The 21,955-nt window shown below is 40.7% G+C and carries 14 protein-coding genes; 9 read left to right on the plus strand and 5 right to left on the minus strand.

Features of this window, described 5'->3' with window-relative positions; genetic code table 11:
- Nucleotides 1–76: 76 nt before the first annotated feature.
- The gene (locus tag KO525_RS08035) at nucleotides 77–1,756 is read right to left on the minus strand and encodes a CRTAC1 family protein (RefSeq protein WP_215963273.1); all 1,680 of its coding nucleotides are present in this window, start codon (nucleotides 1,754–1,756) and stop codon (nucleotides 77–79) included.
- The gene (locus KO525_RS08040; RefSeq protein WP_215963274.1) at nucleotides 1,757–3,733 is read right to left on the minus strand and encodes a vanadium-dependent haloperoxidase; all 1,977 of its coding nucleotides are present in this window, start codon (nucleotides 3,731–3,733) and stop codon (nucleotides 1,757–1,759) included.
- Between the two features lie 413 nt (nucleotides 3,734–4,146).
- Here KO525_RS08040 and KO525_RS08045 point away from each other — a divergent pair, with 413 nt between their 5' ends.
- The 9 genes from KO525_RS08045 to KO525_RS08085 all read left to right on the plus strand — a co-directional run bounded on the left by KO525_RS08045 (nucleotide 4,147) and on the right by KO525_RS08085 (nucleotide 17,315).
- Nucleotides 4,147–6,795 (plus strand): family 20 glycosylhydrolase, encoded by a 2,649-nt coding sequence (locus KO525_RS08045; RefSeq protein WP_252736735.1) that lies wholly within the window; start codon nucleotides 4,147–4,149, stop codon nucleotides 6,793–6,795.
- A 528-nt stretch (nucleotides 6,796–7,323) separates the two neighbouring features.
- Nucleotides 7,324–8,220: a BadF/BadG/BcrA/BcrD ATPase family protein gene (locus tag KO525_RS08050; protein WP_215963275.1), complete on the plus strand. Its 897-nt coding sequence runs from the start codon at nucleotides 7,324–7,326 to the stop codon at nucleotides 8,218–8,220.
- 35 nt (nucleotides 8,221–8,255) lie between these two features.
- Nucleotides 8,256–9,257, plus strand: coding sequence for a glucosamine-6-phosphate deaminase NagB-II (nagB-II, locus tag KO525_RS08055; RefSeq protein WP_215963276.1), 1,002 nt, complete (start codon nucleotides 8,256–8,258; stop codon nucleotides 9,255–9,257).
- A gap of 75 nt (nucleotides 9,258–9,332) precedes the next feature.
- Nucleotides 9,333–10,457, plus strand: coding sequence for an N-acetylglucosamine-6-phosphate deacetylase (nagA, locus tag KO525_RS08060; protein ID WP_215963277.1), 1,125 nt, complete (start codon nucleotides 9,333–9,335; stop codon nucleotides 10,455–10,457).
- Nucleotides 10,458–10,543: 86 nt separating this feature from the next.
- Nucleotides 10,544–11,863: a sugar MFS transporter gene (locus KO525_RS08065; protein WP_252736734.1), complete on the plus strand. Its 1,320-nt coding sequence runs from the start codon at nucleotides 10,544–10,546 to the stop codon at nucleotides 11,861–11,863.
- Between the two features lie 71 nt (nucleotides 11,864–11,934).
- Nucleotides 11,935–13,893, plus strand: coding sequence for an acetate--CoA ligase (gene acs, locus KO525_RS08070; RefSeq protein ID WP_215963278.1), 1,959 nt, complete (start codon nucleotides 11,935–11,937; stop codon nucleotides 13,891–13,893).
- Nucleotides 13,894–14,013: 120 nt separating this feature from the next.
- Nucleotides 14,014–14,952, plus strand: coding sequence for a D-2-hydroxyacid dehydrogenase (locus tag KO525_RS08075; RefSeq protein WP_215963279.1), 939 nt, complete (start codon nucleotides 14,014–14,016; stop codon nucleotides 14,950–14,952).
- 598 nt (nucleotides 14,953–15,550) lie between these two features.
- Nucleotides 15,551–16,267 (plus strand): hypothetical protein, encoded by a 717-nt coding sequence (locus tag KO525_RS08080; protein ID WP_215963280.1) that lies wholly within the window; start codon nucleotides 15,551–15,553, stop codon nucleotides 16,265–16,267.
- Nucleotides 16,268–16,655: 388 nt separating this feature from the next.
- Nucleotides 16,656–17,315: a transporter substrate-binding domain-containing protein gene (locus KO525_RS08085; RefSeq protein ID WP_215963281.1), complete on the plus strand. Its 660-nt coding sequence runs from the start codon at nucleotides 16,656–16,658 to the stop codon at nucleotides 17,313–17,315.
- A gap of 8 nt (nucleotides 17,316–17,323) precedes the next feature.
- Here KO525_RS08085 and KO525_RS08090 read toward each other — a convergent pair whose 3' ends face one another.
- The 3 genes from KO525_RS08090 to KO525_RS08100 are packed head-to-tail and all read right to left on the minus strand — an operon-like array spanning nucleotide 17,324 to nucleotide 21,862.
- The gene (locus KO525_RS08090) at nucleotides 17,324–17,749 is read right to left on the minus strand and encodes a secondary thiamine-phosphate synthase enzyme YjbQ (protein WP_215963282.1); all 426 of its coding nucleotides are present in this window, start codon (nucleotides 17,747–17,749) and stop codon (nucleotides 17,324–17,326) included.
- Between the two features lie 5 nt (nucleotides 17,750–17,754).
- The gene (locus KO525_RS08095) at nucleotides 17,755–21,333 is read right to left on the minus strand and encodes a hypothetical protein (RefSeq protein ID WP_215963283.1); all 3,579 of its coding nucleotides are present in this window, start codon (nucleotides 21,331–21,333) and stop codon (nucleotides 17,755–17,757) included.
- A 52-nt stretch (nucleotides 21,334–21,385) separates the two neighbouring features.
- On the minus strand, nucleotides 21,386–21,862 hold the full coding sequence (locus KO525_RS08100; protein ID WP_215963284.1) for a chemotaxis protein CheX: 477 nt from the start codon (nucleotides 21,860–21,862) through the stop codon (nucleotides 21,386–21,388).
- Nucleotides 21,863–21,955 lie beyond the last annotated feature (93 nt).

Below are 21,955 nucleotides of genomic sequence, written 5' to 3' on the forward strand. Positions count from 1 at the left end.
GGACGTTTTTCAGTTAGGGGCTTAAGCCCCTACCATCCAGATTCTAGTGCCTATTACCTATTACGTAGCACCTAGATTACTGATTAGTTATAACAAGAGTTTGTCCGAGGTTAACGCCTTTTTGCTGGGTTATAGAGCCGTCAGGCCAAGTAACGTCGATAATAACTTGGCCATTGTATTGACCAAAACCAAAGTGCAGTTCGTTGGCGTTTTGTGACACAAAATTATTGTCCAGTCTGACTTCTTTAGTTTGAACTAGGTTGTCAGTCGTAGTTACTTGAACCCGAGCGCCAATCGCTGCGGTATTAGGGTTTTTACCCTTTAATCTAATTTTAAGGTAACTATGACCTGTGGTCAGTTCATTTTTGTAGTACTTTGCCGGGCCTTGATTATTGGATATGACAATGTCGATATCTCCGTCGTTATCCATGTCGTTACAACTTAATCCTCGCCCTTGATTTGTGTCATTAACACCAGAAACTGCTGCGATATCGCTAAACGTATTATCACCATTATTGATAAACAGTCGTGATTCATCTTTTTGAAACATTGAAAATAACTGTCCATTTTGACCCCAACCATTTACATGATAAATATCGGGCAAACCATCGTTATTAAAGTCAGCAATACACGCACCCCAACCCCAGCCGCCGTCAGCAACTTTTCTACTTGCCGACGCATTGGCAAAGTTACCTGTACCGTCGTTTAAATATAAGGTATTGCCGCGGTAACCTGCAGTTGGGTTTTTGTCCTCACCGTCGTATTCCCGTTCAGCAATACTCGTGACATACCAGTCCATGTCGCCGTCATTATCGATATCGGCAATAGCTGAACCCATTCCAAACTGGTCGATTAACGCGTCACTAATAATTTGATTAAATGTGCCGTTGTCATTGCGAAACAGTTTGGTTAAGCCGTAATCTGAGACCAGTAGTAGGTCAAAATCACCGTCATTGTCGATGTCGGACAAACTTGGCACAAATGAAGAATCTTCTTCGCCATCAGGATTAGACTCAGTATCAAATTGGTTAAAATAGGCGTCGTTAAGTCCCATAGAATTACTGATATCAACAAACTTAATGTCGCCGACATTAGAGTCGTTACGCCAAATTAACTCTAGACTGTCACCGTCATCGATATCGTGTCCCCAGTGACTCATAAATAAGTCTAAATCGCCGTCAAAATCGATATCGCCCGCTGTTACTGAAACCGAGTTGGGCGCAGTTAATATCAATCCGGTTTCAGTCGTAACATCTTTAAACTGACCATTGCCGATGTTTTGAAATACAAATATAGGGTCGTAATCAACTGAACCGATAAATAGGTCGAGCAAACCGTCACCGTCAAAATCAGCAAACACGGGGCCACTGCCTTTGACACCTTCAATGGCGACACCTGCGGTTTCAGCCACATCGATAAAACTGCCATTGCCCTGATTTTGATAAAGTTTGTTGGTGCCTGATTCACCGGCAATTAAGTAAAAATCTAAGTCGCCGTCATTATCATAGTCTTCCGTTGCGACCCCTGCAGCAAACATTGAAGGCATCGTTGGATTAGAGCCAAATCGATTAGCATGAAATAGTGAAATCCCCGTCGTTGATGTGGCATCTGAAAAGGAAAGTACAACAGTTTGTTGTTTGTCTTCTTCAACAACTGGCTTGTTATTTGTAGATGAAGAATCACTTCCACCACAGCCAGATAAGGCAAGTATTGTAAAAATGATTATAGGACTAAACAGTAACTGGTTTTTCATCATTTAGTTTCCGTTAAACATCGATTGCACTTTATTGAATGCCTCAGGACCAATTTTCATACCCATTCTACGGCCAGGTAAATCATCTGCTGGTGGATGAATTCCACCCCAAATGCGAGATAAACTGCACTGATCCGATGCATCTTGATAAGTTGCCCATTGAAGAGTCATGTCTACACTTGGGCCTTGTTCAAACACTAAAAAGTCATTGGCCTTAATTGTGAATTCGCTCATCCCGCCCGGGAAATATTCACTTCCCGTGACTAAGGTCATTAACTCTGCTGCTGCTCTTGAAAATGTTGAATGGCCTGACACATAACCGGCAAATGGTGGTGTAACAAATGATGGACGTTGATATGACCACCAGTGTTCCGCCAATATCCATTGCGCGCCAGCTTGATCGGTTGCCGGCGAATCAATATAAGCCGGTCCGCGCCATGCATACAATTTGATTTTACCAAGGTGTTCGTTGTTGTCGCCTGCAAGTGGATCACCAGCATTTACCAATTCAATGTGATTAGGTACTAAAGGTAGTCCATTTTTGTGATAAGAAGGTAGCAAAGGGTCGGTACTTTGGCCTAAGTCGGCCATTGCTCTAATTGCTGACACTGGACGAATATAGTCATACCAGCCTTTTACACCCCAAGCAGTAACAGCAGCGTCGTGCATTGTTCCACCCATAGCAAAGTAGGTCTTTATATCCCACTCCAAATTACCCAAAATGTCGCCTTCTCCAGCCCAGCGCTTTTCCATAAGTGGATGGTCACTTACTGAGTTTAGAATGACAAACCAATGACCCGGAGGGGTTTCAGATTTTGGCCCGTCCGCCCAAAACTCTGCCAATACTCGTGCGTAATCGCCTCTTGGTACAAGTTGTTCTTCATATTCCTTGCCAGTTGCTGGGTTAATGGAATAACCCTGACTTGCGTCACCTCCATCAACCAATGAGTAAAATTGGTCAAAGTCTTCAAAATTTTCTGGAAATGAGTTTATGTTCCCTAAGCTACGCGGAGAAATATCCCACATAACATCATCATTTTGATCTAAATGACCTGACCAGATTGCCACAAGCGCAAAGCCCCATTTGTATTCGTCTGACAATTCGTTATCAATTAGTGGCGGTGAACCCGGGTCGTGGAATACTTGGTAATCAAAACCATCACGTTGAAAAACTTGTTTGTCATTTTCAGATAGTGAAAATGGCACGACTTGCCCCCATTCAGCGCCTAAAAAATCTGGAATGTCGGTGACTAAATTCCCCGATTGGTCGATAAAATTCTCCAATGCAATTCGTTGCCAACGATTTAAGTCTGTAATGTCCGGGTTACCAGCGAGTTCGTAATTTAATTTTATGTCGGCATTGACTGGTTTGTAGACAGTGTTTGCGTAGTCATTTTGTTCGTTAGAGCCGTCAGTTAAACCAAACTCGATATAGCAATTTGCAATGTAATTACCAAGCGCAGCCGCTGGGTCTGTGGCATTTTGATAATCGATGGATGTAAATGTTGAATCAAAACCGAGCTCAACCATAAGTTCCTCAGCTTGATGTAGAGTAAAACCAGCACCAGGGGACGTCGCAAAACGATGCTTCAACAGGCTAAATGTGGCGTAACTTATGGTTTTTTCTTGAGCCGGTAAGGTATCGACTGGCACATCAAAATCGGTTTTATTGCAGTTATAGCCATTGAGTGATTGGCCAAAAAGCAGTGGTGTCTCAGTTTTTCTGTATGCGGTCCAACTGTCATACATCGCTGATGAAATGTGAAATAGGTTTCTGGCATGAACCGTTGGGCGGGCATAATCGTTGCGAATGGCATCGAGCACGACTTCATTCCATAATCTAGCAACAGAATGGCCGTCACGTTCAGCAGTCAGTTCAACTTCCTGGATGACTTTAGGATCATCACTGTTGGTACATGCTGTAATAACATAAGCGAGAATTAACGTGGTTATTAGCTTAAGGCTATATTTGTTTTTCATACTACTATACCCAAAATGTATTTATTCAGAGACGCTAATCGCCTCAGGTATACAACGCGGAGTTAATATAAAAGCCGTAGCTTGACTTTCTTTACTAACTTATCCATCAAACAGAGAATGCGTTGCGACAATAGACAGCGTTGTCATTGGTGGTTCATAAATTACGCTTGTTTGACAAAATATCAACCAGTTTTTGATGGTTTTGTTCTCTCTCTTGCTTGGTGTTATGTGTTTGTGACTGAATTTAAACAATTTATTATGAATTTGATATTAGCTAAATAAATATTAATGACAGCGTTGTCTATATTTGGTATGTTCAATTTTAATGCGATGATATTTGCAGCGTTAGCTGCGACATTTTGCGAATTCAGGGTCAGTGTTTCGCAAAGCTGAACGACTTTTACTGGGTATTTATGATGAAAAACGTTTTACATTCTGCGATTATTTTAATAGCAACCTTAGCAGGTGCGACTGGCTGTGATTCTAATTCAATGTCCGCTTCGTCCGGAGCATCAGTTGGTTCTGAGCCCATTAGTGCAAAAAAGTTTGCTGCAATTTTGGATGTGAAAACTCGAGTCATTACAAATCGTTCTACAGATGAGTGTGATAAAACCAAAGTAGATGGCCTATGTTATCAAGCCGAGCTTGTATTGACCTCTCCGGAATCGTTTATTGAACGTAACTGGCAAATTAAATTCAGTAATATGTCACCTGTCCAACAAGACTCCAGCGAGTTGTTTGACATTGTTCATATTAACGGTGATCTCCACAAACTAGTCCCAACCGAAAAGTTTTCTGGCTTTAAAGCTGGTGAAGTTTACGTTATTCCGTTTCAAGCTGGCTTTTGGGCATTATCTCAAACGGACCGTATGCCGAATTACTATTTGGTTGATAGCACGGATAATGCCTTTCTCATCGAGAGTACGGTTCCTAAAGTTGACGTGGAAACTGGATTGGAAATACTGCCCCACGTTGTGCCTTTAAGTTTGGACGATAAACATTTTAAGCGTACACCAGCCGATAATACGTCACCTGCGACTGCTGAATGGCTGTTTCAAGAAAATAACCAGTTTTATGAAAACGTTGATGTGACGTATTCAATTTTACCAACCCCTAAATCTATTAAAGCCCCGCGTATGGCAGGTAACCTCGATCTCACACGTGGCATTGCGATCGAGGTTAATGGAATTGAACTCAGTGGTATCGAAGCGGCAATTGAGCGACTGGCTTATTTGGGTGTTGAGCAAGCCGAAGACGGGCTTAAAGTTGTTCTAACAAAAGCCGCAGGCTTATCTCTAGAGGGATACCAATTGGCAACAACGCGAAGTGGAATTGAAATAGTTGCTTCTACAGAAGTTGGTGCATTCTACGGCTTGCAATCTATTGCGAGTTTACTCGACCCAAATTCCCTGACGGTGCCATTTATTGTGATTGAAGATGAGCCTAGATTTGAGTTCCGGGGGATGCATATCGATGTTTCTCGAAACTTTAAATCAAAAGAATTTATTCTTTCGGTGTTAGATCAGATGGCCGCGTATAAATTGAATAAATTTCATTTTCATTTGGCGGACGACGAAGGTTGGCGAGTCGCTATCCCTGGATTACCGGAGCTTACCGATGTTGGCGCATTTCGTTGTCATGAAGCAACGGAGAAAAATTGTTTGTTGCCTCAATTAGGAGTAGGGCCAAATCGTGATTCGAAGATGAATGGATATTATAGCTTTGAAGACTATAAAGAAATACTGGCTTATGCGGCTAAACGACATATTCAAGTCATTCCATCAATGGACATGCCAGGCCATTCTCGAGCTGCAATAAAGTCAATGGCAGTGCGTTATTCAAACCTTGCTAAACAGGGCAAGTTAGAGCAAGCAAAACAGTATTTGTTACATGACATAGAAGATACAACTCAGTATGAGTCAATCCAATTTTATAACGACAATACGCTTAATGCGTGCATGGATTCGTCGTATGACTTTATTGGAAAAGTAGTTGATGAACTGCAAATTATGCACGCTGAAGCAGGTAATCCGTTAACTAAATACCATATTGGTGCTGACGAAACTGCCGGAGCTTGGGTAGAGTCAAGTGCGTGTGAAGCCTTATTAAAAAACAATGTGATGGGCATTTCCGAAGCAGAAGATATCGCAGCTTATTTTGTCGAGCGAGTCTCTCAACTGTTGGCTAAGCGTAATATTGAAGCGGCGGGCTGGAACGATGGTATGGGTCATACCAACGCAAGGCGAATGCCAGAAGTGGTGCAATCAAACGCGTGGACACCATTATTTTGGGGCGGACATAGTGCGGCGCATGAACAGGCTAATCGTGGATGGCAACTCGTTGTGTCATCGCCAGATGCTCTTTATTTCGATTTCCCATATGAAGCAGATGCCAATGAACGTGGTTATTACTGGGCTGCGCGTCGCCTCAATTCCCGAAAAGTGTTTAGCATGATGCCAGAAAACTTACCCGCTCATGCCGAGTATTGGTTGGATAGAGAAGAAAACCCCTATGTCGCAGACGATACAAAAAAACTGAACGATGATGGCACGATAAAACAGCAGCCAATGGGCAAAGAATTTAAATTTTACGGTATGCAGGGGCAGTTGTGGTCGGAGACCGTACGTACCGACAACCAGGCGTCTTACATGATATTTCCACGGCTATATGCACTTGCGGAACGAGCATGGCATAAAGCCAATTGGGAACTTGATTACAATTATCAAGGTGCGGTATACGGACCTGATACAAATCACTTTACCAAAGATAAGCGACTTTTCCAGGGTAAAGACTGGATCAGGTTTTCAAACCACATCGGCAAAAAAACGCTTAGCAAAGCTGACAGCGTTGGACTTTTTTATCGATTGCCAACGCCAGGTGCTGTAATTCAGGACGGTCAATTGCTTGTAAATACAATGTATTTTGGCTTACCGGTCGAATATAGAACGGAACAAAGTGACTGGCAGTTATATTCTGGTCCTACCGTTGTTAGCGGGTTAGTAGAAGTTAGAACAACAACACTAGATGGTAGCCGAAAAGGCCGATCAATAGCCGTTCGTTAGAACATTAGAGCTAGGTAAATGCAGTAATTTATTGCACTGCATTTACCTATAAAGCCTATTTTATTTGCGCTCTATGCGTATCGTCGGGTTGTGTTTAGTTTTGCTTTGAACCAAAAAAATCGAATAAAATGGTGTTCAAAATTGTCTCCTTTCCAGTTTTATACTGTTTGATATTTCTTATTATTTTAAATGAAAGACTAATGCACTTAGCTGTGAATGGTTTTATCACCTAATTTCTGCACTCATTTCAGACTCAAATATCCAAGTTTTCCATATTTCCATCTATTTAATTAGGTAGAAAAATTTACTATTTTATAATGACATATAGTTTTTTATAAAAAATTACACGAATCTTTCTTGATCTTATTTATTGTTGTGATAACTTAAATGACAGCGCTGTCATTTATGACTGGGCAATAAAATTTCCATATTGGGTTTTATTGCTAGCAAAGTGTTATTTCATGTTGTGGTGAAGTTTGCTCAGGGATGAGCGTTTTTTTAACAAAAATAGAATTTGTTGGATTGAAGATGAGTAAAGATAAATATAATAACAAACAGCTTTATTTAGGTGTCGACGGCGGCGGAAGTAAATGTCGAGCTGTTCTTTATTCGGAACAAGACGGTGTTATAGGTGATGCTATATCTGGTCCAGCAAATGCGCTTCGTGGTGTTGCTCAGGCTCAGAAACATATTGTAGAAGCTACAGATGCAGCACTGGCTCAAGCCGGTTTGCCTGCAGAATATAAATCAAACCTAATCGCAGGTATCGGACTCGCTGGCCTCAATTTAGAAGCTTGCATGAATGAAATGAAACTGTGGGCATCTCCTTTTAAAAATACTTTTTACACCACTGATTTACATATTGCTTGTATCGGCGCTCACGGTGGCGAAGATGGCGCAGTAATGATTATAGGTACAGGTTCGAGTGCATTGGTGTCTGAAAATAACGAATTATTTGAACTTGGGGGTCACGGATTCCCAGTTGGCGACGCTGGTAGCGGTGCATGGTTAGGTTTTAAGTCAATTGAGTTGACCTTAAGAGTGATGGAAGGTTTGGTGAAAACAAGTGATTTTATCGACGAAATAGTATCGATTTATAAAATAAACAAAGCTGTAGATCTTGCTCAACTTGTCTCTGGGTATAGCCCAACCGATTTTGGTAAGTTAGCGCCTGTTGTTGTTAAACATGCCCTACAGAAAGATGCTCATGCGTTGGCAATTATGCAAGCCGGGGCTCAATATCTTTCACAGCTTGCAAAGAAATTACTGGATGGCAGAGACGTAAAACTGTCATTGATTGGGGGGTTGTCACCCCTTGTAGAAAAATATTTAGACGCTGATGTTGTTGCCAAGTTAACTCCGGCCAAACAGCCACCGGAAATAGGTGCGGTATTTTTTGCACAGCAACAAATTAAAGCGCTTTAACCAGCATTACATTTACCTAACGTAGGAATAAAAATATGTTAACAAATACCATTATGGAACGAGAAGCAAGAGAAGCACCTGCTCGCATTCAACAGCAATTAGAGAAAAACAAAGCTGTAGTTGAAAAACTAGGTGAAACGCTACGTTCCCTTGCGCCAAAATTTGTTTTCATGGTTGGTCGTGGTTCCTCTGATCACGCAGGTGTTTTTGGCAAATATTTGATTGAAGTTGAAACTGGAACACCAGTAGTGGCCGCAGCCCCTTCGGTCAAAAGTGTATATGGTTCAACAGTTAGTTTAGCCGGTAGCGCTGTAATTGTTATTTCGCAATCCGGTCGCAGCCCAGACATTTTATCTCAGGCTGAATTGGCTAAAGCTCAAGGTGCACTTTGTATCGCACTTGTTAATGATCAAACTTCGCCATTGGCAGAGTTGGCAGATGTTGTCGTCCCACTTAATGTTGGTGAAGAAAAAGCTGTTGCAGCAACCAAGAGTTACCTTGCAACCTTAAGTGCCTTTCTACAGATAGTGGCGCATTGGAAAAACGACCCAGCATTAATTGCTGCTGTGGACGAATTACCTGCTGTTCTTGCAAAAACAGTCGATGAACCAGTGCAACTTAAGCCAGAATCTTTGACTAATGTTGACCACTTGGTTGTTATGGGGCGTGGTTTTGGTTATGCCTTGTCACGTGAAGTTGCATTAAAACTAAAAGAAGTATGCGGTATTCAGGCTGAGTCATTTTCATCGGCAGAATTTTTGCACGGTCCGGTGACATTAGTTGAGGGCGGGTTAGACATTATCAGCTTAGATATCGATGATGAGTCAAAACAAAGCCATGACGAACAAATTAACGAAGTGAAAAAACGTGGTGCAACTGTGTCTCACATTTCACAAACAAGTAATACTATTCCAAATCGTATTGCGCCGTTGACTATTTTACAGCGATTTTATATTGATGTAGCGAATGTTGCTGTGAGTCGTGGTGTTGACCCAGACGCGCCGGCTGGCTTAAACAAAGTCACAAAAACGCTATAGATAGAAGGTGTTTGGTTTATTAAGACTTAATAAACCAAACAGGCTAAGATAACTTTTTTAAATGTGGGCGTAGCTATGTTATTAACAGCAGACAAAATATTTGATGGTAATCAATTTCTTAGTGATAAAACGTTAGAAGTTGAGGATGGCAAAATCGTGGCTATTCACGATGGGGTTTTACCACAGACTCAAATATTGACAGGAACATTAACTGCTGGTTTTATCGATTATCATGTGAATGGTGGTGGCGGTAAATTATTTAACTTTGAGCCCACAATAGAGACGTTAAAAGCTATGGTAGCAGCGCATGCCAAGTTTGGTACTACTGCTATGGTTCCTACCTTAATTACTGATACTGCAGAGGTTATGATTCAGGCGGCAGATGCGACGGCAGAGGCCATCGCCAATTCCCTACCTGGCGTCCTTGGCGTGCATTATGAAGGCCCACATTTGTCTATCCCTAAAAAGGGTGTGCATGAAGAAAGCTTAGTTCGACCAATTGGTGATGTCGAACGCGAGCTGTTTTCTAGACAAGATTTGGGCGTAAAAATTATCACCCTAGCGCCTGAAAACGTATCAGACGAAGACATTCAGTTTTTAGTTTCAACCAAGAATAAAGTTTCTCTTGGGCACAGCAATGCGACCTTTGCGCGAGCCAAAGAAGGGGTAGTGCTTGGTGCCGATGGTTTTACCCATTTATTTAATGCCATGTCCCCATTTACGAGCCGCGAGCCAGGTGTGTTGGGAGCAGCGTTACAAAGCGATGCAGCCTGGTGTGGCATTATTATTGATGGGCATCATATGCATTATGGTTCAGCGCAAGTGGCTTATGCAGCTAAGCCCAAGGGAAAACTTTTACTGGTCACGGACGCTATGTCTACCGTTGGAAGTGACCAACAGGGCTTTGAATTTTTTGGTGTGGAGGTCATTCGCGACGGCGATAAACTTGCGACGCCGGAAGGCACATTGGCCGGCTCAGCACTTGATATGATTACAGCGGTCAAAAATGCGGTTGTGCATTGCAATATTCCACTATCTGAAGCCCTCAATATGGCGTCATTATATCCGGCAGAATACCTTGGTGTCGCCGACACTATGGGCAGCATAGAAATCGGTAAAAACGCCGACCTAACGCTTTATACCGACGACTTTAACGTTACCAAAACGTGGATCTTAGGCGAGTTAGTCCATACGAATTAATTTAATATAATCCTCACTATGTGGGGATTTTTGTATAACAAAAAAATAACTATAACTACAAATAAAAGCAAAATTGGGAGAGTCATATGACTTCAATATCAACCACGCAACCGGCTACGGATGCAAAATCGAACTTTATGCCGATGGTTATTATCGGTGTGTTGTTTTTTATCTTTGGCTTCGTCACTTGGTTAAATGGCTCTTTAATCCCATTTTTAAAAATAATATGTGAGCTAAATGAGTTTCAGGCCTTATTAGTGACATTTGCGTTTTACATTGCGTATACCGTGATGGCCTTTCCAATGTCATTATTGTTGGATAAAACGGGTTATAAAAATGGTATGGCACTTGGTTTAGCCGTCATGGTTGTGGGGGCGTTATTGTTTATTCCGGCAGCTAAAACGGGTCATTATTTTGTGTTTCTAACGGCATTGTTTGTTTTGGGTTCCGGTTTAACTATTTTGCAAACTGCCTCTAATCCTTATGTTGTTAAAATTGGCCCAGAAAGCAGCGCTGCAATGCGTATAAGTATTATGGGTCTTATTAACAAAGCAGCCGGTGTTTTGGCTCCAATGTTATTCACGGCGCTCGTTTTGTCAGGGATGGGAGATTATTCTGAAACACATATCGCTTCTTTAGATGCGGCGTCTCGTGCGGCAAAAATTGACGAGTTGTCTAACGCGCTTATCCTGCCTTATATCGGTATGGCAATCGCTTTATCTTTGCTTGTTGCTTTTGTTAAGTTTTCAAACTTGCCAGAACTTGAGCTCGAAGATGATGCAGAGGATGATAGTGCCCATAACATTATGTCTTTTCCACATACGGTTCTAGGTGCCGTGGCTATATTCTTTTATGTCGGCATCGAAGTTATCGCAGGCGACACAATTGGTTTATATGGTCAAGCGTTGAACGTCGAAAATTTTGCCAGCCTCACGTCTTATACTATGGTATTTATGGTTATTGGGTATGTTATTGGTGCTACATGTATTCCGCGTTATATTAGTCAACAACAAGCCTTACTGGGTTCTGCAATAGCAGGGATGTTGTGTTTGGTTGGCGTACTAACTGCGTCGGTTGAAAGCCATGCAATATCTAGTGTTTTGTGGGGTTGGAGCGGTATAGCAACTATCCCTGATAGCGTAACGTTTGTTGCTATGCTTGGTCTGGCTCATGCTTTAGTTTGGCCAGCGGTGTGGCCGCTTGCTCTTAATGGATTAGGCAAGTATACAGCGCAGGGTTCAGCACTTATGATAATGGGTATAGCAGGTGGTGCGATTCTACCTTTGGCGTTTGGTCAGATCGCCCATGTAACAGAAGAGACTAGCTTAGGTTATTTAGTTGGTTTCATCTGTTATGGTTACCTTCTATATTATGGATTGATTGGACATAAAAAAAGAAGTTGGTAATACCAACTCGTCAAATAGCTAGCCAGTAGGCTAGCTACCGATAGGGTTTAACAAAAATAAGAGAGAGGGACATGACAGATATATTCCAAGTTCCAGCGCATTATGAAGCACATACTTTGCTTAATAATGATGAGTATTTAGCCATGTATCAGGAGTCGATCAAAAATCCTGATAGTTTCTGGCAAGAACAAGCGCAAAATCTAGATTGGAGCAAGCCGTTTACTAAGGTCAAAAATACCAGTTTTGCGAAAGGCAATGTTGATATTAAATGGTTTGAAGATGGAGAGTTAAACGTAAGTTACAACTGTATCGACCGCCATTTAGCAACCCGCGCCAATGACACCGCTATTATTTGGGAAAGTGATGATGGCGAAGCATCAGAGTATATCTCATTTCAGAAACTCCACGACGAAGTTGCAAAAATTGCTAATGGCCTAAAAAAATTAGGGATAGAAAAAGGCGACCGAGTTGCTATTTATATGCCGATGATCCCAGAAGCGGCTTACGCGATGTTGGCCTGTGCGCGGATTGGCGCAGTCCATTCTGTCATTTTCGCTGGTTTTTCTCCCCATGCAATTGCTGACCGCATAAATGATTGTCAATCGAAGGTAATTATAACCGCTGATGAAGGTTTCCGCGGTGGAAGTTTGATCCCACTTAAAGCCAATGTCGATGAAGCCTTAGAGCGTCCAGACACTGCTTGTTTAGAATCGGTTGTTTGTTTTAAATATACCGGCCAAGACATTGCCTGGCATGACGGAACAACAAGTCGTGCTGGCAAAGATATTTGGTGGCATGAGTTAACAGCAGATTGTGAAGCTGTTTGCGAACCCACTGCAATGAATGCTGAAGATCCACTATTCATATTGTATACCTCTGGCTCGACGGGCAAACCCAAAGGTGTTTTACATACCACCGGCGGATATTTAGTGTACGCAGCGTTAACGCATAAATATGTTTTTGACTGTAAACCTGGTGATATTTATTGGTGCGGTGCAGATGTAGGCTGGGTAACTGGTCACAGTTATTTAATCTACGGACCATTAGCCAATGGCGTAACCACACTTGTTTTTGAAGGGATCCCTGTATACCCAAATGTTTCTCGATTAAGTGAGATCGTTGATAAGCATAAGGTTGATGTGTTGTATACCGCACCAACAGCTATCAGAGCATTGATGGCAAAGGGTGATGCGGTAATTGCTGGAACTCATCGAAAATCCCTTAGATTATTAGGCTCGGTCGGTGAACCAATTAATCCAGAAGCATGGAGTTGGTATCACAAAACAATTGGCAATGAAAACTGCCCAATAGTTGATACGTGGTGGCAAACGGAAACCGGTGGCATCTTAATTACCCCTTTACCTGGGGCAACAGACTTAAAACCGGGTTCTGCTACGCGGCCATTTTTTGGCGTCCAACCTGCGTTAGTGAGTAATGAAGGCGAAATTGTTGAAGGAGCAACCGAAGGCAATTTAGTTATGTTAGACAGTTGGCCGGGTCAGGCTCGTACGTTATTTGGTGATCACGAACGTTTTGAGCAAACGTACTTCTCTACCTATGAAGGCATGTATTTTTCTGGTGACGGTGCACGCCGTGATGAAGATGGGTATTACTGGATCACAGGTCGAGTTGACGATGTTTTAAATGTATCTGGCCATCGATTAGGTACTGCTGAAATTGAAAGCTCGTTGGTTGCACATGCTGCAACGGCAGAAGCGGCTGTTGTTGGGTATCCACACGACATAAAAGGTCAGGGAATTTATGTATATTTAATTCCAAAAGACGGCGTTGAAGTTACAGACGAACTGACTAAAGAAGTTCGCGATTGGGTTGCTAAAGACTTAAGTCCAATAGCCAAACCAGACGTAATTCAATGGACAGACGGTTTACCTAAAACGCGTTCTGGTAAAATAATGCGTCGAATTTTGCGCAAAATTGCGGCAAATGAACACGATAGTTTAGGTGACACCAGTACTTTGGCTGACCCGAGTGTGGTGCCACGTTTAATCGAAAATAGAAAAGGTAAATAGTAGCGCTTAGCGACTGGTTACAAATTTAAATGAAACCCGCTTTTTGCGGGTTTTTTTATGCGAGACAGAATCGAAGTGGTATAACTGAACGATTGATATCTTTCATAATTGGAGAAAAACGTGAAAGGGGTATTTTTAGATTCAGCAACATTAGGCCCAGATATAGACATATCTGAACTAAAATCTTTACCTGTAGATTGGCAGTTTTTTTCATTCACATCAAACGAAGAGGTGCTTGAACGAAGCCTTGGAGCCGACATTATAATAACCAATAAAGTCGTTATAGATGCCGAACTTATTGGTAAATTGCCGACGCTAAAATTAATTTGCGTGGCTGCAACCGGTATGAACAATATCGATATGGTCGCAGCAGATAAAAATAATATCACTGTAAAAAACGTCACCAATTACGCCGGTAATTCAGTAGCTCAAGTTGTTTTTGCTAGTGTTATGCAATTACTTACCAATACACTTAATTACAATGCAATAGTGGTAGAGGGTAAATGGAGCCAGAGTCGCAGTTTTTGTTTATTTGATTTTCCTATCACGGAACTGACTGGAAAAACCCTTGGGTTAGTAGGGTATGGAACGCTTGCAAAGACTGTAGAGAATATTGCTCGGGCATTTGATATGGAAATCCTCATAAGTGAACACAAAGGCTTAGATAAGGTTAGAGAAGGCCGCACAGCCTTCAATGATGTTATTGCAAAGTCTGATATCATTAGTCTGCATTGCCCGTTAACAACAGAAACTGAAAATTTAATTGCGGTTACTGAATTTGAATTAATGAAGTCCAGTGCAATTATTGTTAATACAGCTCGAGGCGGCATAGTAAATGAAGCCGACTTAATGGCAGCGTTAACTAATAACGTTATAGGTGGCGCTATTGTCGATGTGATCAGACAGGAACCACCTGATATAAATTATCCACTTGTTAACTTTACCCATCCCAATCTAATTATTACACCTCATATTGCTTGGGCAAGTAAGGAAGCTAGACAAAGACTGACAAATCAATTAGCCCAAAATGTTCAACAATTTATAGTTGAACCTTTTTAATGTGATGTTAATAAAATTGAAACTAAACTGTGAGTGTATTTTCTAGTATAAAAAATAAAGCAGTTTTCCTGTGTTTCGTTCATTTTATTTCTTCTGAATAGAAATTAAGGGCAAATAAAATAGGGCCGATATCAACCTGGCTAAAATGATTTGTAGTATTCAAATACTACAAATCTACACAAAATGCTTATAAATCCCAAACGCCTCTTGAATGCTTCTCTTATGAATGTGTCGGTATTTTTTACATAAAAAGACAGGTTTTAGTCATATGAAAGAATTTTTCTAATTTATAATATTGGGATTTTCTTAGTCTGGCCTCTAAAGCTATGGCTTGTAGCGGTTTTAGGTACTAATTCTTTGAAATTAATTTGAGCGCTAAACACTTTCCAACCTAATGTTTGTCGGCTTTTTTTACAGCCAATATTTGAGGCATTACCAATTGCTTGTTTTTTGCTCGTGTTTTTGTGTTTTATATGTTTAACCTGCTGTTATTTAAAGTTAATTTAATGTTGGTTTGGTTTTTGCTCTATCCGAGTACAAGTGATTTTTATCAAGTTGATGTAAAGATTACATAATTGTCGTAAAAATGGAGAGTAAAATGAATACAAAATCTAAAATGTTAAACAAATGGATGCTTGGAGCTGCTTTGTCAGTGACGACTCTATTTTCAAACGCAAGTGTAATAACAGATTATGAAACGGCTATTACTGGTGCAGATATGACTGGCCTTAAAGTCACATTAAATACATCAGGTGGCACTGAAACTTTAGATTGGGCAATGTTAACGAATACATTGAATCCAGTGACTGGTGGAGGCTTAACACCGACACAAGAAAATATCGTAGCTAGTGAAGGATTAAGTGGTGGCGTTTCTGGTTCTGACTGGTCACTAGTACAGCAAGGTTTTACTGGTGGTGATTTTGATTTACCAAATATTTATGGCTTGTGGACTTTTGTTTATAGCGGAAGTGATATATTAGAGTCACTTGTACTAGATGCGTTTGGTACAGATTTAGTTTTTGATACCCAGTTAACTTCAGCATTTGCACCAAATAACAGTGGTGTAGGACGTGAGTTTGTAGCTTTTGAAGCGGCATTAAATGGGATTTCTACAGATGTTTCAGCGACATACTTAGATCAAGTTGCTAGTGATGAATTGTATCGTAAGGTGTCAATTGACTTTAATCAACAAGCTCCAGAGTTTTCATTTTTGATTGACGTAGATAAAGCAGTTAACGTTTCAGAACCGTCTATGTTACTTGTGTTTTTATCTGGTTTAGCATTAGTTGTGCGTCGTAAATACAACGCTAAATAATATTAGTCTAACGACTCGTTACGAGTGATAGACTTATAAATTTATACTTCCCTTATTGAGGAAGATATTAAAAAGGCAGTAATTTTCGAATTACTGCCTTTTTTCGTATTAGTCTTGGAAGTCGCCATTGAACTAGCCATAGGTTGCGGGTTTGCCCAGACAGTGGCTTTGAATACGTAATTCATCTGTCATCAATCGAATTGCCGTTGGATTTGTTTTGCGTTAGCCGCCATAGCGGATTGTATTTTTCAGATACGGTCGTTTTAATTAAGTGACAACTTTCTTGTTTGTTTATTCACAGCCTAAAAATTAGCTACCCCATTCGATATAACAGTGTGTTAGGTTAGTACTATTATAGGGTACGCCGCCTACTGGGATAAGTAATTACATGACCAAAGTATTTGTATTGTTTTTCATCTTTGTGCTGAGCTTCAAGCAGACGGTATCTGCTGAGTCGTTTCGTGTTTTTTATTCGTCTCTGCCACCCTATGAGCAAATTAGTAGTGACGGTGAAGCTGAGGGCTTAGGGATAGATAAGATCCAATCTTATTTTAATCTTTACGGGCATATTGTCGATTTTAAATATAACTCGATGGCGAGGGGGATTGCGGCGCTGCACAGTGGTCGTGTTGATTTTTCGACTGCAGCTCAACCTAATGAGGCATTAACTGAGACTTTTTGGATTAGCGAAAAACCACTGTATTATATTAATGTTGGCGTTTTTCGACGTGAAGTGGTTGCTGAAATTGTTAGCTTTGATGAATTAGCCAAGTTATCAACGGTTTCATTGAAAGACAGTAATTTTTACTTTCTTAATATTCCTGAATTTACCGAATCAACAAACCATTACAAAGTGGATGACTTTGCCGTTGCTTCTAAATTGATCCGAACAGATCGCTTTGACTACTTTTTGAGTTATTACAACCCACAAAAGCACAGTGAAAATATCGATTTAGAATTTGATCAGCTAAAATCAGTTCCCGTTTTTTTGATTTTGTCTAAGCAACATCCAAATGCCAAACAATTAAAACCGTTACTAAATTTGTGATCTCAAACTTAACTCCCAACATAAGTCGCTATTATCCGACGACTGCCGCCATGGTCGCGATGCTCACCTAAATATACTCCCTGCCACGTCCCTAATAACAAACGGCCTTGGTTTACAGGTATCGAAACCGAACTGCCCAATGTGGACGCTTTAATATGGGCTGGCATATCATCTGGCCCTTCATAGGTGTGTCGATAATACGGTGCGTTTTCAGGTACGAACTTATTAAAATGTGACTCCATATCAACTCTTACGGTAGGGTCTGCATTTTCGTTTATTGTTATTGATGCGCTAGAATGCTGGATAAACAAATGCAAAATACCAATTTGACTTTGGGTCAGTTTAGGTAATTGAACAAGGATTTCATCGTCAATCAGATGAAATCCACGTTTGCGAGGCTTTAATGTGATTTGAGTTTGCCAATTACTGCTCATCTCGTTTATTTGATCCAATACATGACGTCGTTTGTAGATAGCTGGATCTCTAACTTGTCATTTTTTAATCGTGTTTTAAGACCGTGTGGCGTTGGCTTTCCGACTAATGCGGCACTAGACCAAACAAGAAGCCCAGTGTGAGAGATCTTTCTAATTTGATATTTATTGTCATCATCCCACACGCTAGAATCTGTCCCTTGCTGTGTCGTAATAATTAATGACTGCTCTGATGTGGTGCTTAAATCAACAGCCATGTCTAAAACAACAAACGGAAGTTCAATACGTTTAATCTCGCTTAATGTGCTGTTGTCAGTATCGTAAATGACTATTTTTTTACCTTCGGTATTCCAATAATGAGTCGATACGATACAAGCTAATTCTAATTCAGGGTCAGTATCAAAATTTATCATTTCAAGTCGACCACAATTTTCAGTTATGAAGCTTTGCTCGGATAATGCACCATCAACAAGTTTCATAACGCTTAATTTGTCACCGTGAGAAACATAGAAATAAGCCGTATCTTTGTAATCTAATTCAAAATCATTGAGCCCATTATTGAACGTATAATTCGCGATGAATAATTGATTTTCAATGTCTATTGCCTTTAGGCTTGTACCGTCCATGTAAACTGCGTCTGGATAGTCATCATTATTTAAGTCGAAGGCCCGAATTATCCCGATATCTGAATCGTAATCACCATTTAATGACCAAATTTCCGAGTAGTCGTTAAGTTGTAATGCCGAAAATGAGCCATCGTAAAGCGCAGTGGAAGGTAGAAATATATCGCCAATACCATCTTTATTAAAATCGGTAGCAATAGCATAACGGCTTCTATCCCAATTCGAAGAAATCTCCTCACTGAGTTGAAACTCGCCGGTATCAGTCATTTCTAATACTCTGCTGCCATCGTATCCACTACCCGTTTCTGGGATAAAAAATATCGCCCTGTCATTATTACCATCGGTTGATGCCCAGCCTGCACTGCTATAACTATCTAATTGTATTGTTCGGGTCCAGTTATCTACCGTTGCTATCCCGTCTTCGATGTCCGCAATAACCAATACGTCTTCACCGCTTGAGCTTTGTCCAGAACCCCACAGTACTTCCAATTTTCCGTCGTTGTCTGCGTCGCCGACAGCTATTGATTTTGAGCCATGTTCCTGCATGTCGACCGACCACTTTTTAACTAGGGCATTATTTACAAAGTCGTAAGCCGTAATTGACCCCCACTGGCAATCTCCAATGATCAACTCATCTGCCATATCATCGTCGATGTTTGCAGTTGTTATACTACACGTATTAAAATTGTCGAAACTAAACAGTTGCGACTTGTTCACGGCTGAATAGAGGGCGATTGCTCCCCAGCTGTCAGCGCCAGCAATTTCATCAATTCCGTCACCATTGTAATCGCCCGTTGACACGATGGAACTTCCAAATTTGTTACTGCTAAGCCATTCATTTAAATACGTCTTCCCGTCATAGACTAAGCCGTTACTCAACACAATTTCTAACTGGTCGTCTTCATCGGTATTGGCAATTGAAAAGTCCATAGAGTCAAGAGCATCAGTACTAAACAAAGTCACATGCGGGGTAAGAAGTGGGGCAACTATAAGTTTTGTGCTGTTAGAATAATTGCTATCACTAATGAGATAGATGAGCTCCAACGAACCGTCAGCATTTAAATCGGCAATGTCGATACTTGATATATAACCTTCAGTTTCTAATAGGGCGATTGCGTGGCTTGTAAGACCATTTATTAAACTGATCCCATGTTCGGTAGCCACCAATATCTCCAGTTCAACATCATCATCATATTGCACGGGGATGACTTGATTTATATTGCCAGCTGTTGGCAACGCATAGGGATAAAGCCAGCTATGCTTAAATTCGCCATTTATACTTTTAAGTAAATATACGGACTTTCTAGAATTTGTTGTCAAGATTCTTTTGTTACCGTCGCCGCTAAAATCACCTACCCACATTGATTTATTGGTGCTAGGAATATCAAAAGAAGCGCTTGCAATTGGCAATGGTTTATCAGCTGTTACCGTTATTGATTGGCTGAATTGTTGTGAATTTGCCTCTTCGTTTACAAATCCAAACACAAAGTCGACTTCTTGACTTGAGAACATCATGTCCCCCGCCACATTCCAACTTACAGTACCATTCTCATCTATAGTAGCCCCCTCAGGTGCTGAAATAAGTGAGGCGGCAACTCCGTTACTTCCCTTAAAGTCGGGGTCTTGCACCACTGCACTAAACTGTAGATAATCACCGGTTTTAGCAGCGTTTGGCAGGTTACTTACTTGTAAAATTGCTGGTGAATCTTGTATTTCAAAGGAAGTTCTACCCCCCTCGATGATATTGACGCCATCCGACACAACCATGCTGACTTCGACTGAATCACCATAAATCGCCGTAAATGCGGGTAAAGTATTTGAGGTATTATTCTCAACAACTTGGCCGTTTATGTACCAACGATATGAAAGTGTTAGTTCGCTTTCTGGGGTATCCGGGTCTGAAAAATAACCCTGTTCTGCCACGATATCTGATGTTGTAAATAGATTCCAATAATCATAAACATTAGGGGAATTAACAATTGGAGGCAGTGAAAGTAAGTCTATAGGGGCTAGTGTTTTTTCGCTGAGGTCAGCATACATTAATTCATCATTAGAGCCAAAGTAAGCGCCGGTTTCATATATGTTGTCATTATTGGCATCTTCGAGATATTTGATGTGATCATACGAAAATTCGATTTTAATGGCTTTATCGGCTTCAAAGGAGATGGTTCTATATACATTAGTTTCGTTATTATTAAGCAACGCAAATTGCGTCTTCCCATATTCACCATCATATAAAGTGCCTGAATATGTATGTGAAAAGGAATCTAGTTGATCATTTATTTCTGACTCAATTTCAATTATATATTGGTTATTATTTGAGTCGGATACTAAAAGTTTTGAAGAAACAGTATAGGTGAGTTCATACGGGTTATCTTGTTCTATGCGGGAAGAAAAGACGTAACCTGTGTAAGAATAAGACTCATCATCACGAGACCAACGGAAGTTATCAAAGTAAAATCCTGCGACCTCATAGATGCTATTACTAATTTCACTGGCGACATTACCGTTAAGTACTGGGGAATAGTAATCCTGTTTGCAGTCAATAAATTGCATACTAATATTGCCAGTTTGATCGCTACTCAACTTACCTGAATAGGCAATCGAACCACCATAATTACAGGCAAAAGAAATGTCAATATTGCCATTTGCGTCTGCTCTTGGCGCGACTGAATCGACATTAAAATCAGGTAGAGATGAGCCATTATCACCAAAAGTTGATACATAAGCTCTTTGAACACTCTCTAAATTTAAAGCGGCAGTGTCTGTTTTGCCTTTATAGCGAATATCGATTAATGAATTAACATGGGCCTGTAATTCTGCCTTTGAATAGGCGCTGGCATTCATTATGACATCGTTAGTTGCTTCTTTGGTGTCGTCCGAAGTTGATTTTTCGTCTGAACTGCAACCTGATAAGGTAAGTAATAAAGTCGTTGTGAGGTAATAAAGCGAGCGGAATTTCATGCTTCTTCCTTAAGCCTTTGAAAGCCGCTTTAGAGCGGCTGCGGTTATAAAATTAGCCTTGTTCTAATACATCAAAAGAGACTTCAATATAGGCATTGCCGTCGTCTGATGTGAATGGAATGATTAACGTTGTGCTTTCGCATTTGTGGTTAATTGTATGATCTTTTCCAGAGACGACCACTGGCGTGGCCATGTCGAATTCATAGCCTTTTTCAGCAAGAATTTGTTTTGCACCGCCGGTAACCATATTTGTAATTTCACCAACCATGTCTGTTACTTCTTCGTCGATTGAATCTGGACGTTCGCCTAACATGCGTTCCATGATGGCCAGCGCTAAACCAGCCTCAAAAGTAACTGATAATGAACCTCGAGTTTGTGGCGACGCCATACCGATTAGGCCTGAAACATCACCACGAGAGATTTGCTGTTTCTTTAAAGCTGGTTTGCCTGGGGTAAGTTTTGTCATTGCCATTGTTTCAAGTACGTTCATCAGTGAACTTAAAAATGGGTTAATAAATTCTACATTCATATTTGTTTGGCTATATTTAGGTTATGTTCCATAAATGGAAATTCTAGTTCAAAAAGTACGTTACCACATTATTATTTAAATTTAGACCAATGA

The sequence above is a fragment of the Psychrosphaera sp. B3R10 genome (genome assembly GCF_018861025.1).
Lineage (GTDB): Bacteria > Pseudomonadota > Gammaproteobacteria > Enterobacterales > Alteromonadaceae > Psychrosphaera > Psychrosphaera algicola.

Bases quoted from the DNA above. Each gene is read 5' to 3' on its own strand.
- KO525_RS08095 (WP_215963283.1), bottom strand. From the start codon at position 21,333: ATGAAATTCCGCTCGCTTTATTACCTCACAACGACTTTATTACTTACC.
- KO525_RS08050 (WP_215963275.1), top strand. From the start codon at position 7,324: ATGAGTAAAGATAAATATAATAACAAACAGCTTTATTTAGGTGTCGAC.
- KO525_RS08040 (WP_215963274.1), bottom strand. From the start codon at position 3,733: ATGAAAAACAAATATAGCCTTAAGCTAATAACCACGTTAATTCTCGCT.
- nagB-II (WP_215963276.1), top strand. From the start codon at position 8,256: ATGTTAACAAATACCATTATGGAACGAGAAGCAAGAGAAGCACCTGCT.
- acs (WP_215963278.1), top strand. From the start codon at position 11,935: ATGACAGATATATTCCAAGTTCCAGCGCATTATGAAGCACATACTTTG.
- KO525_RS08080 (WP_215963280.1), top strand. From the start codon at position 15,551: ATGAATACAAAATCTAAAATGTTAAACAAATGGATGCTTGGAGCTGCT.
- KO525_RS08045 (WP_252736735.1), top strand. From the start codon at position 4,147: ATGATGAAAAACGTTTTACATTCTGCGATTATTTTAATAGCAACCTTA.
- KO525_RS08085 (WP_215963281.1), top strand. From the start codon at position 16,656: ATGACCAAAGTATTTGTATTGTTTTTCATCTTTGTGCTGAGCTTCAAG.
- nagA (WP_215963277.1), top strand. From the start codon at position 9,333: ATGTTATTAACAGCAGACAAAATATTTGATGGTAATCAATTTCTTAGT.
- KO525_RS08065 (WP_252736734.1), top strand. From the start codon at position 10,544: ATGACTTCAATATCAACCACGCAACCGGCTACGGATGCAAAATCGAAC.
- KO525_RS08090 (WP_215963282.1), bottom strand. From the start codon at position 17,749: ATGAGCAGTAATTGGCAAACTCAAATCACATTAAAGCCTCGCAAACGT.
- KO525_RS08100 (WP_215963284.1), bottom strand. From the start codon at position 21,862: ATGAATGTAGAATTTATTAACCCATTTTTAAGTTCACTGATGAACGTA.
- KO525_RS08035 (WP_215963273.1), bottom strand. From the start codon at position 1,756: ATGATGAAAAACCAGTTACTGTTTAGTCCTATAATCATTTTTACAATA.